Below are 13014 nucleotides of genomic sequence, written 5' to 3' on the forward strand. Positions count from 1 at the left end.
AACATTGTTTAGTAGGTTGTTTTTAAACTGGTAATTATAGGAACACTTCTCTGCGAAGCATTCATGGCGGTTTATAACCGCCGCAAGGCCGGAAGTTGCCTTTCAGAAAGGGCAAAGAAGTCCGGATTGCCTTTATAGCATCATTTTTTTTCATGAATTTGGATTATAGTTTGCTTTAGTTTATGTAAGCCTATCGGCTGGCAGACTACCGGTTTTTAGCAGCCCATTGCCTTAGTGCCGTAATGGCATCATATAAAACACCCGCCTCACCCCTGAAATCGCCCGAACCTTTTGGTGTGCCGGATTGCACATCATACCATTCAAAAAAGCCCTTGTTTGCAAGCATCCTGTCGAGCATCGGTGACAACTCGGCGTAAGCTTCCTGCGGGTGACCATAGATAATGAGCGGTGCTATCATTCGTCCGCCAAACCATGTCCAGTCGCCGCCGTTTTGATAACTATAGGGCTTCATGTTTGGATACTGCTTTTCAGGATAAGGAGGGTACACTGTAATGCCGATAGTGGCATGCTTTTCTTTAGCCGCGGCTGCAAGCATTTGTTTGTTTATTTCCAAAACTTCGGCCGGAGTGTTAAACCCTGCTATGATAGCACATATGGATCCACCGGTGTATAAGATCCCTTTTTCATTAAAATCCGAAGAGAAAGGGCTGCCGTTAAGGTAGATATGCGGGATATATTTTTGAGCGGCAGCATCCCAAAGGTATTTACGAACATTGGCAGTGACCTTTGCGGCAATGATCTTCCAATCAGTTTGGGCTTTATAGCCTCGGGGTGCCATCGCAAGGAAATCTTGAACTGCCTTTACAAACATGGCATTATCATAAATATCCAACGCCCACTTGGTTTTATCATTAATGGCCACGCCCCAGCCGTTTTCGGATTGCACATCGCCCCAATCAATAGTGGTGGCTCCGGTTATCAAACCATATTTTTCCGACCAGCGATCTTTATGCAGATAGGCCAGCGCCTCCTCCATTCGTTGCAAAATCGTTTTACCACCAATACACTCGTTTAAAATAGATTGGTCTCCGGTAAAATCAATGTATTTTTTCACAGCCTGGATCAATGACGATTCCTGGTCGGTCTCTACCGTGTTTTTATGCGCTGCCCAACCCGGTAATAAGGATGAGTAGCGATATTTATAACCTACACTGGCTTTAGCGCTGTCAACCACACCATCCACAATATCCCCGCCCTGGCCCTGGATGCGGAAAAACATCAATAGTTTGGTTTTTACTTCTTCTCTGGGATGTACTTTTAATGAGCCATTGATGAAAGTGTTGAAGTCGCGGATCCACACCTCGCTGTAAGATGTACCTGCAGAAAAACCGGATAACAGTTTTAAAGCTTTCGCCTGGACTGTATCAAGCCGGATATCGGCAAGAATTTTCCCCGCCAAAGCTTTGTTGGAGGACTGTTGCGCTCCGGCAATGGAAAAAATAAAGCAAGACAATGCCGTAGAAATGAGTAAACGTTTTTTCATGCAGGTAAATATGTAATTAGGTTACTGCCTTACCAGATAGAAATGGAGACAGATTGTTATAGTATGTACAAACATAGTATCATAATATTATATTCCAAAGTTTTTCCAAAGTTTTTCCAAAGTTTTTTTATTAACCATGATAAAAAATGAACAGAGGTCAGAAAATTACCTTAGTAAAGGAAGCTGCTACTGAACCCCAAAACCGTATTATAAAAAATTCAACCTTTTTCTGCTCCGTAGATGTTCCTCCTCCAAAGGTGATACCACTACATGCCGGCCCCTGCCGTTTTCCTGATAAATTATTACCTTGCCACTTAATTCATTATGAAAATTTCCATCGATCATAAAAGCGCAATACCCTTACATATCCAGGCAGAGAACCTGCTAAGAGAGCTCATCCGCGAGCCTGAATATCAGGCCGGTAAATTATTGCCTAACGAGGTTGATCTTGCTAAAAAGTTAGCTATATCGCGCACCACTTTACGCCAGGCTATTAACAAACTGGTTTATGAAGAGCTGCTGGTGAGGAAAAAACGGCTCGGAACCAAAGTGGCCCATACCAAAATGAGCTCCAAATCAATGAATTGGTTGAGCTTTACACAGGAGATGGAAGCCCGCAGCATCCCTATAAAAAATTACGAGCTTCATATTAGCTGGGTCTTTCCGGAAGATCATATAGCCAATTTTTTCGATATCAAAACAGATAAGAAAATTTTGAAAATGGAAAGATTGAGGGGGAACGCCGAAGAAGCTTTTGTATATTTTATTTCGTATTTTCATCCAAGGATCGGGCTTACTGGCGAAGAAGATTTCAAGAAACCACTTTACGAAATGCTTGAGAGTGAGCATTCTGTAGTTGCAGACCTATCAAAGGAAGAAATAAGCGCCAAGGCGGCCGATAAATTCATAGCAGGTAAACTGGAGATAGATCCGGGCAGTCCTGTTTTGATCAGGAAACGGTTTGTTTACGACCAGGGCGAACGGCCGATGGAGTATAACCTGGGCTATTATAAAGCGGAAAGCTTTGTTTATACGGTAGAAAGCAGGCGCAGTTCCTAAATTTATTTTTTTTGACTTATTTGAATATAAACGAAATAAAATATGTTTGCACATTACAACATATTAATGCATGAATAAATCTATTTTATCGAACTCGGTTAATATCGAAACGATGAGGAACACCAAACAGTTTCTGCTTCCGGATTTGAAGAAAGCTGCGAAAAGGCAGGAGTATGACATTTACCCCACTTTCGACATTGCCGGGCCAATATATACCGGCTATAAAACTTTAGCCAATTGGATCATTGCATGCAACCATGATATCGTTATAGATGGTTATTCGGGCGTATATTGGGATGTACTTATCTCCTGTCTGAACGATGAATTTGCCGCTTCAGACATCCAGGCTAATTGGATTAATGTAAATAAAGCATTAAAACCGGAAAGCAATATTCATGAAATAACCGCTAATTACGATGGTGGCGATGACCCGTTATTTGGTAAGCTATACGATGGAGAATTGAGCGATTTTTTTGATGTAGAAAAGCTCCAAAGTCTTAAACCCGAACCAAACAAATTAAACATATTGTATGGTGCGGGTGCCGCTCTTGCCGGATGGAAATGTACATTGCTATATATCGATGTTCCTAAAAATGAGATCCAGTTCCGGTCAAGGGCCAACACAATCTGCAACCTTGGCGAAAAGCTGCCTTCCGATCCCAAAAATCAATACAAACGTTTTTATTTTATAGATTGGCCGGTACTCAATAAGCATAAAAAACAGCTTTTGCCTGCGATAGATGCAATCATCGATGAGCAAAGGATCAATAAAATTTCGTGGACAACTGGCGATGCGTTAAGAAACGGACTTAAAACCATGTCCAGTCACATGTTTAGGGCCAGGCCATGGTTTGAGCCCGGGGTTTGGGGAGGCCAATGGATTAAAAACAACATCAATGGCTTGAACAAAGATGTTGTAAACTATGCCTGGTCATTTGAACTTATCGCCCCGGAGAACGGCATTCTGCTGCAAAGCGGCAACAATATGTTAGAGGTATCGTTGGATACTTTGCTGTTACTGGATAACGAAGCCATTTTAGGCAAAGCGGCAGCCAGGTTTGGCGATGCCTTTCCTATCCGGTTTGATTTTTTGGATACTTTTGACGGTGGCAACCTTTCATTGCAATGCCACCCTTCTGTTGAATACATTAAAGATAACTTCGGCGAAGATTTTACGCAGGATGAAACTTATTATATCCTCGATGCAGAACCAGGCGCCGAAGTTTACCTTGGTTTCCAGGAAACTATCAATAAACAACAATTCAGGAGTGTTTTAGAGAACAGCTTTGAGCAAAACGAACCGGTAGAGATCAAAGACTACGTACAAACCTTCCCGGCAACCAGGCACGACTTGTTCCTGATCCCGAATGGTACGGTACATTGCTCGGGCAAAAATAATATGGTACTGGAGATCAGCGCCACGCCGTACATCTTTACCTTTAAAATGTACGACTGGCTCCGTCCCGATTTAAGCGGAAATCCACGAACGCTGAATATCGACCGGGCCTTTGAAAACCTCAATTTCGAAAGGAAAGGTGATGTAGTGACGGAAACCCTCATCTCCAAACAAACCACCTTAAAAAAAGGCCATGACTGGGAGATCATTAACCTATCAACTCATCCTGAGCACTTTTACGCTATTGAGCGCTTTGAGTTTGATACCGAGATAACTGAAGATACCAATAACCAATGCCATGTATTGAGCCTGGTTGAGGGCGAAAGTATTGCAGTGATCACTAACGATCGTGAACAGGTTATTCATTATGCCGAAACCTTTATTATTCCGGCCGCGGTTAAAAGCTATACACTTAAAAATACAGGCAAAACAAGGGTTAAGGTTGTCAAAGCTTTTGTTAAAGACGAATGTTGTTAATATCTCTGCTTAAATCAAACTCAAAACGCATCCTCTTAAAACCTTCTAAGTTATGAATAAGATTTTTTCCATCCTGTCGGCATTCATTTTCATATGCACATCAGCAATGGCGCAAACAGGTGGTAAGCATTTTAATGGAATCACCCTGCAACCAACAATAGCCTATATCAATTACCAGGGCGAGCCCCGCAGAATGGTCCGGCTGTTATTTCATGAGGGTAAAAACTGCGCAGCCACAGAGGCCACCGTTTCCTTCAATGGCATAACCGATCATGTTATAATACCGGCCAGTAAAGAGGGCACTGATGTATTTGAGCTTCCGCTTCCCGGCTCGCCAATAACTTCGGCAGCACAGGTTACGGTTATCTTAAATTCCGGCGGGCAAACCTATATGGCCCGCTGCATTGTTGAACCGGCCCGTAACAACTGGACCATATATATCCTCCCTCACTCGCATGTAGATATCGGTTACACCAACACACAGGCAAAGGTTTTGAAGCTGCACATGGATAATATTGATGAGGCTATTGATCTGGCTAAAAAAACAGCCAATTACCCAGTGGAAGCCCGCTATAAATGGACAACAGAAGCCATTTGGGTAGTTGATAATTACCTGAAAGCGGCAGATGAAGCTAAAAAAGAACGCTTTTGGGACGCGGTGAAAAAAGGATGGATTAATTTGGATGGTGCTTACGGTAATATCAACACCAGCATGACAGACTCCTACCAGTTGATGCAAATGTTCGCCAAATCGCAAAAACTGGCTAAGGCGAATGGGGTTGAGATCCATACCATGTTCCAGGGCGATGTGCCGGGCGCCAGTTGGGGTCTTGCTGCGCAAAGCGAACAAACCGGGATCAAATACTTTTTATCAGGCCCAAACGCATCCGACAGGATAGGCAACCTTGCCAAATGGCAGGATAAACCATTTTATTGGATTTCGCCATCGGGTAAACAAAAACTACTGTTCTGGCAATGCCAGCCTTACTCGATAGGCTATGCGCTAAAAGGAACCAGGATCCCTAATTTTTTTACTATAGAAGATCCTAAACCTTTTTACACTGGCCACCCATCGGATAATTTTCTAAACCCGCACCTTTTCCAATATCTCGGCGGCCTGGAACAAAATAACTTCCCGTATAACATGTCGTTGTTAACCTGGGCAATGAGCGATAACGCCCCTATCGATCCTGAACTTCCCGATGCTGTTAAAAGCTGGAACGAACATTTTGCCTCGCCAAAACTGGTGATCACCTCGGTAAAACAGTTTTTCCATGATTTTGAGAAACAATATCAAGACAAAATCCCGTCGTTCACCGGCGATTATACTGAGTACTGGACGGACGGCGTGTCGTCAGCGGCGAAAGAAACGGCCATCAGCCGCCAAACATCTGATAAGCTAAAACAGGCATCGGCCCTTTGGGCCATCCGTAATAAACGGGCCTACCCTGCTGATGATTTTGACGACACCTGGAAAAACCTGCTGCTTTACAATGAACATACCTGGGGCGCATATAACAGCGTTGACGACCCCGAAGATGCAAAAGTTAAAAGCGAGTGGACTATTAAAAAAGGCTATGCACTAAGCGCCCAAAAACAAACCGATTCGCTAAGCAATTTGATATTGGCTATAAAAACAGCAGCAGCAAATAAGGTAGACGTTTACAACACACTGTCATGGCCGCGTACCGATGTTGTTTATGTACCGGCCGGTTTAAGCAAAGCGGGCGACCTGGTTAAGGATGCAACAGGCAATGCAATCCCATCGCAACGCTTAAGCTCGGGCGAGCTGGCTTTTGTCGCCATCGGGGTACCGGCGTTTGGTAAAAAAACTTACACCATTAACCGTGGTAAAGCTTTTGCAAAGGGCAAAGCTGTCATTTCGTTAAACGGATTGGCTAACGGCATCTACACTGTCACAATTGACAGTAAAACCGGCGATATAAGCAAACTTGTAAAGATCGAGGGTGGCAAAAAACAGGTATTGGTGGATAGCACCGGTTTTAACAAATACATTTATATGCCCGGCGATTCGCTGCAGCGCCAGCAAACAAGTACCGACGCCATCATTAGCATTAAAGAAGATGGGCCATTGGTGGTGAGCCTTTTGGTTACCTCAAAAGCGCCCGGAGCCTATGGCTTAACCCGCGAAATCAAGCTGGTTAACGGGCTTGATAAAATTGAGCTGATCAATACCATTGATAAGGAAAGTATTCGCTCTAAAGAGAGCGTTCACTTCGCGTTTCCGTTTAGTGTTCCAGGCGCGCAGGTACGTTATAGTATTCCATGGGGAAGTGCTGCTGCCGAAGCCGACCAACTCCCTAACGCCAATAAAAATTGGTTTACCATGCAGCGCTGGGTTGATGTTTCAAACGCGGCGTTCGGTATTACCTGGTCAAGTCCGGATGCGCCTTTGTTTGAGATAGGCAAGATCACAACTGCCGATTTGCTTGGTGGTTTGCATCACGCGCCGCAGTGGCTAACATTCACGGCGCAGTCGCCAAAGATTTATTCGTGGGTAATGAACAACTTATGGCATACCAATTTCCGCGCCGAGCAGGAAAAAGGGCCGGCCACCTTCCGTTATATCTTCCGTTCACATGCCTTAGGATACGATAGTTTTGATGCCAACCGGTTTGGCCTTAATAATCATCAACCTTTAGTAGTTTCCGCTTCGGATAATCAGAATGACGAACTGTTTTTTAATATCGGTGGTAAGCAGATCTATGTAGAATCCTTAAAACCTGCCGATGATGGCAATGGCGTTATTGCGCAGATAGTGAGCACCGGTGATAGCGAAGTGAACATCACTCCGAAAGCAAAAGCGACGATAAAGATCTGGAAAAGCAATCTGGCCGAAGAAAAGGTGGCCGCGCTTGATAACAATTTTAAGATTCCGGCAAAAGGAATAATCACTGTACGCATCGAAAAATAAAATCGCCATGAAACAAAAACTATCGCCGGAAACCAAAACCTCCGCCCTGTTTTTAACCGCTGTAACCCTTATAGCCACATTAGGAGGCCTGCTTTTTGGTTTTGATATGGCCGTTATTTCGGGTGTGCTCCCGTTTGTGAAAAGCCAGTTCGCGCTATCGGCCGCTACCGAAGGCTGGTTCGTATCATCGGCACTCATCGGGTGTATTATCGGTGTAGCTTTTTCGGGGGACTTGAGCGACCGGGTAGGCCGTAAAAAAATGCTGATGTTATCGGCGGTGCTTTTCTTGCTTTCTGCCCTGGGTTCGGCCTTGTCATCGGGCTTTACCTTACTTATTTTAGCCCGGATGTTGGGCGGTATGGGTGTTGGCGTGGCATCAATTGTGGCACCGCTATATATATCAGAAATTGCCCCGGCACGGATACGCGGCCGCCTGGTAACTTTTTATCAATTGGCTATCACCGCGGGCATTCTTGTAGCTTACCTTACCAATGCCGGTTTACTTAATTTTTCATTACACCATAAGAGCAGTTACTTAGGTACAATTATCGATCTGGTGTTGGTTAAAGAAGTTTGGCGCAGCATGCTTGGCCTGGGCGCCATCCCTGCCCTGCTGTTTTTTGTTGGCCTGTGCTTTGTACCCGAAAGCCCACGCTGGCTTATTCAAAACGGAAAAACCGACGATGGCATTGCCGTCCTCTCAAAAGTAACCGACTATGCAACGGCTCTAAAAGACGTAACACTGATAAAGAACACCCAAAGCCGTGACATAGGCACCTACCGCGAGATATTTGCACCAGCTATGCGTAAACCATTGCTAATTGGCTTGCTGCTTCCGCTGTTCTCTCAGTTCAGTGGTATTAACGCCGTTATTTATTATGGCCCCAGAATATTGAGCGATGCAGGCATCAATATCAGCAACGCCCTGCTTAGCCAAATCATATTTGGCATTGCTAACTTTGCTTTTACGCTAATAGCTATTTGGAAAGTTGATAAGATTGGGCGCAGACCGTTATATATAGCCGGTGCTTTAGGTGCCACGGTTTGCCTTATTTTTACCGGCGTTTGCTTTTATACAGGTGCTACAACCGGCATTGCATTAGTTGTTAGCATCATCCTATTTTTAGCTTGTTTCGCGTTCTCGATAGGCCCGTTGAAATTCGTTATCGCATCCGAAATTTATCCAACAAGGATCCGAGGTCGGGCTTTAGGCTTAAGCATCATGACCATGTGGGTGGCAGATACAATCGTAGGGCAGCTAACCCCTATGTTTTTAAATTCAATCGGGCCGGCGGTCACCTTCTGGTTCTTTGCTGCGTGTTGCTTTTTTTCTTTACTGATTGTGTATAAAATGGTTCCCGAAACCAAAGGGAAATCGTTGGAGGAGGTTCAGGAAATCTGGGCTGGGCACTAACCTGAATTTGCATTCAGAAAGGTCACTTCAGAGTGCTGCTTAACCTTCCGCCTGAGGTTCATTCCCAGCAACAGGTTGGCAATTTTTTGAGTATCGCAGGTCGCCCCCAATCGTATTATTTAGGGCATTAACGTCCTTTATAAACTAAAAGGTATATTTTTAATCACTTAGTTTTTAGCTGAAGCAAATGCACCGCCTGTATGCCCGCCGCAGGACTTCCGGTCGGATAAATCGAGCTTTGTGAGGCCCCGGTAATAGCAGTACTTATCACCCAAAGCCTGATGGCATTAGCAGCGGTATTTACCGAATAACTTTGTGTAATAGTATGTCCTCCACCGATCTTCCAAGACGGGATACGATGCCGTCTTCCACTGGCAACGCTTCCATTGTACCCTTTGGAGCGATCTTCCGCCCGTCCGCATAGTTGATGCTGACCTGGCTTTATCTGTACTGGCTATTTTCAGCCTGGCATCATCAATCAACGCCTTTAATCCCTGGTACAGTGTAACTCAACGTGATCATTACTACAAGAAGTGCAGTTCATTTAACCGCTGGCCTTACATTGCCCAGTTGCCCGGTATGCGAATTGAATGGCGAAACCGGTGGCAATTGAAGACTATAAGTGCTACAAAACGCTTTCTCATTAGATGATTGCCTCCCTGGAGCAATATGCTGTGGTTTATCCACTAAGTGCTTTTTTCAACTAAAAATTTCCCTTTTGTCCCCTCTTTTTTGCTGGTTAGCCCCTTTTGTTTTCTGTGTTTTTCAAAGACTTTGCATCTCTCGAATGGTCATTAAGAGATGACCATTCGTGCAACCAATTATACTGTTAATTAAACCCATGATGAAAAAAAACCGAACGCAGCGCATGCTCCCAGGAAAAGGAAGCAGCATGCATCTTAATTGAAAACGATCTCGAGAAATGTCGGTATAAATACTGCCCGGGCAATTGTCCTTTATTGTTAACCCTGAAAGCTTCATTTAAATTATGCTTTTCGGTTGTTGGTGCCTTACATACCAACAGCGTTTACATAACTGTCTTTTGCCAATACCCAAAAATCTAAATTATTAATAACCCAATTATGAAACGAAAATTACTTATTTCAAATTATTTGTATTCCAGGGGTTTTCGCACCACACTTAAAACTTTGGCATTATTTATATTGCCAATCGGTGCTAACGCGTCAATTCCAAATTTAATTCACAAAAGCAGTCTGATAATCGCTCAAATAGTTCCTGATAAAGCTGCGATTACTGTAAAAGGATCCGTCATAGACGCCTCCAACGGCCAGCCCCTGGTAGGTGTTTCTATCAGTGTCAAAGGAACTAATAAAGGTACGCTAAGTGATATAAAGGGAAACTTTCAACTTAACAATGTGCCGGAAAATGCCGTGCTCGTTGTAACCTACATCTCTTACGAAAAAGTTGAAATAGCCGTAGGCGGAAAGACTGATATCGCCATAAAGCTTCAGCCATCGATGAAAACGCTCAACGATGTTGTAGTAGTAGGTTACGGAACGCAGAAGAAAGAAAACCTTACTGGCTCTGTAGGTATTGTAAATACGCAGGATCTGGAAAGCAGGCCTTTGACAAATACAGGTCAGGCACTACAAGGTACAGTTTCAGGTGTTTATGCGCTGCAAAGTTCAGGTAAACCCGGAGATGACAATACTGTCATCGACATCCGCGGCGTCGGAACTTTTGGAGATAATTCTCCTTTAGTGTTAGTTGACGGCTTTCCCGGGGCTATAGGCGACGTGAACCCTAATGATGTTCAATCAATTTCGGTGCTTAAAGACGCGGCATCATCGGCTATTTACGGTAACCGGGCTGCAAACGGCGTTGTTTTAATTACTACTAAACGAGGATCTGCAGGCAAAGTCCGTGTTAATTACAGCGGATATGCAGGTATTCAGAGCCCGACAAGGCTACCTAAAGTACTAAACTCGGTTCAATATACTACACTGCATAATGAGGCGGATATAAATAGTGGAGCGCCTCCTACATATCCCGACTCGATAATCCAAAAGTACGCGGCTCACAATAACCCCATGTATCCGGATATCAATTATTTTGATGTATACTATGGTAATGCTTACATGCAAAACCACCGGGTAAGTGCAACAGGAGGAAGTGATAACGTTAATTATTCTTTTATGCTTGGCCATTTGGATCAGGATGGGATTCTGGTTGCTACCAATTACAAGAAAACGGACTTCCGTCTTAACCTTGACAGCTATCATTTAAAAGATAAAAAGCTCCGTGTTTCGGGCAACATATCCGGCAACGTAGGGATAAAAAATGAACCAACCGATCTTTGGAACGCTGAATGGTACGCAACCTTAGCGCCAATACATCCGCTTAAAGATGCCAACGGCAACTGGGTTTCTGTTAATGGCGAACGCAACTATTACGGTGAAATTAAAGAGGGCAGTACAAACCTTACAAAACGCTATAATTTCAGCGGTCAGGCCGAAGCGGAGTATAAAATTCTGCCCGGTTTAAGTGCGCAGCTTACCTACGGTTATAACGTTATCTCTACTAACGGCAATGCCTTTCATGCCAATGTAACCTTACAAAACCAAAACGGAACAGTTACGCAGTTACCTTCTGATTTGACTACATCAAGCGAGATTGATGGCCACTCATTACTTACCGGTTTACTAAAATACAACAAGACCATTAACCGTCATTCATTCAATTTATTAGGTGGCTATAGCGAAGAGGAGTTTACTTACGATTGGCAAAGCGGCTATCGTGCACATTTTGTAAATAATTCTCAGCGGATATTGAATCTTGGCGATGCAGCTACGCAAACAAATAATGCCGGCAGCTATGCTCTTGGCCTTCGCTCATACTTTGGCCGTTTCAATTATGCTTTTGATGAAAAATATTTATTTGAAGCCAATATCAGGAGGGACGGCTCTTCCAGATTTGCACAAGGAAAACAGTGGGGTACATTTCCTTCATTCTCAGCTGGATGGGTGATATCGAAGGAAAGTTTTATGAAAAACCTGAGCTGGCTTGATTTTGCGAAAGTTCGTGCTTCCTGGGGCCGTTTAGGCAATCAAAATATCAGCAATTATTATAATGGCAGCGATATTCTGAATTCGGGCCAGAACTATTCGTTTGGCGGAACCCTTTACTCGGGTGTTGCCATTACCGCAATGACTAACAAAGATTTGACATGGGAAACAGCTCAGCAGCTTGATTTCGGCCTCGACATCTCTTTGCACAATAATATTGAAATTACAGCGGATTATTTTGACAAAAGGACTAAAAACCTGCTGTTGACCCAACCGATTCCACTAACAATTGCTCAATCGGCTCCAACGGCTAATGCAGGTGAAGTGCAAAACAAGGGCTTCGAACTCGGGATTTCGTATAAAAAGGCATTTGATAATGGTATTAAATTAAGGACTTCTTTAAATGTGTCGCACATTGTCAACAAGATCCTTGCTATGAATGTACCTCAGCAGTTTACATCACCAAAAGCTATTGTTGTTGGCTCTGCTATCAATTCATTCTACGGCTATCAGATGACGGGTATTTACCAGATCGCCGACTTTACATGGCAAAACAATAGTGATGCGTCTATACCTTATGCAAGCCGTACTTATACGCTTAAGCCAGGTGTTGTTAAAGTAAGTGATTATAACGCACAACCTGGCGATATTAAATATGCCGATCTTAATGGAGATGGTATAGTTGATCAAAATCATGACCGTAAAGTTATCGGGAAGCAGTTTCCAGGTGTAACGTATGCATTCAATTTCAATGTGGCCTGGAAAGGCTTTGACCTTGGCGCGTTTTTACAAGGCGTACAAGGTATGCAAGGTTATACCTACTATGAAATTGCTTCGCCTTTCAGCGGCTTTGCAAACCTTGGCACCTGGTGGTTAAACAGGTGGACACCGCAAAATCCTTCTAATACTTATCCGCGCATCACGTTAGATGGCGTAAAAAATAATATCCACTCTTCTTTTTATGTTGAGAATGCATCTTATCTGAGGATCAAAAATATTGAATTAGGGTACACCTTAAGTCCGGCTGCCATTAAGAAGATCGGTTTAAGCTCATTGAGGATCTATGCGAACGTGCAAAACGCCTTCACATTCACCAAATTCAAAGGCTTTGATCCCGAACAAACTACAGATCAAACAAGGGCCGAAGCGTATCCGCAGGTCCGTGTGATGACCGCGGGTGTAAATGTTAATTTCTAAATGATA

General features: G+C 43.7%; 6 protein-coding genes. 5 read left to right on the forward strand and 1 reads right to left on the reverse strand.

What is annotated here, in order from left to right; genetic code table 11:
* Nucleotides 1-205: 205 nt before the first annotated feature.
* Nucleotides 206-1504, reverse strand: a complete 1299-nt coding sequence (locus tag BLP33_RS21965) for a GH36-type glycosyl hydrolase domain-containing protein (protein WP_090533161.1) — start codon at nt 1502-1504, stop codon at nt 206-208.
* 324 nt (nt 1505-1828) lie between these two features.
* On the opposite strand from BLP33_RS21965, the gene BLP33_RS21970 reads away from it, so the two are divergent.
* The 5 genes from BLP33_RS21970 to BLP33_RS21990 all read left to right on the forward strand — a co-directional run bounded on the left by BLP33_RS21970 (nt 1829) and on the right by BLP33_RS21990 (nt 13008).
* The gene (locus BLP33_RS21970) at nt 1829-2563 is read left to right on the forward strand and encodes a GntR family transcriptional regulator (RefSeq protein ID WP_090533162.1); all 735 of its coding nucleotides are present in this window, start codon (nt 1829-1831) and stop codon (nt 2561-2563) included.
* Between the two features lie 70 nt (nt 2564-2633).
* Entirely contained in the window at nt 2634-4436 is a 1803-nt protein-coding gene (locus tag BLP33_RS21975) for a class I mannose-6-phosphate isomerase (protein WP_254780220.1), read from the forward strand.
* 52 nt (nt 4437-4488) lie between these two features.
* Nucleotides 4489-7371, forward strand: coding sequence for a glycoside hydrolase family 38 N-terminal domain-containing protein (locus BLP33_RS21980; RefSeq protein WP_090533163.1), 2883 nt, complete (start codon nt 4489-4491; stop codon nt 7369-7371).
* A 7-nt stretch (nt 7372-7378) separates the two neighbouring features.
* On the forward strand, nt 7379-8785 hold the full coding sequence (locus tag BLP33_RS21985; protein WP_090533164.1) for a sugar porter family MFS transporter: 1407 nt from the start codon (nt 7379-7381) through the stop codon (nt 8783-8785).
* 1082 nt (nt 8786-9867) lie between these two features.
* Nucleotides 9868-13008 carry a SusC/RagA family TonB-linked outer membrane protein gene (locus BLP33_RS21990; protein ID WP_090533166.1) on the forward strand — a complete coding sequence of 1047 codons (3141 nt, stop codon included), beginning with the start codon at nt 9868-9870 and terminating at the stop codon, nt 13006-13008.
* Nucleotides 13009-13014: the final 6 nt, after the last annotated feature.

This window comes from Mucilaginibacter sp. NFR10, from assembly GCF_900100445.1.
In the GTDB taxonomy this organism is placed as follows: domain Bacteria; phylum Bacteroidota; class Bacteroidia; order Sphingobacteriales; family Sphingobacteriaceae; genus Mucilaginibacter; species Mucilaginibacter rubeus.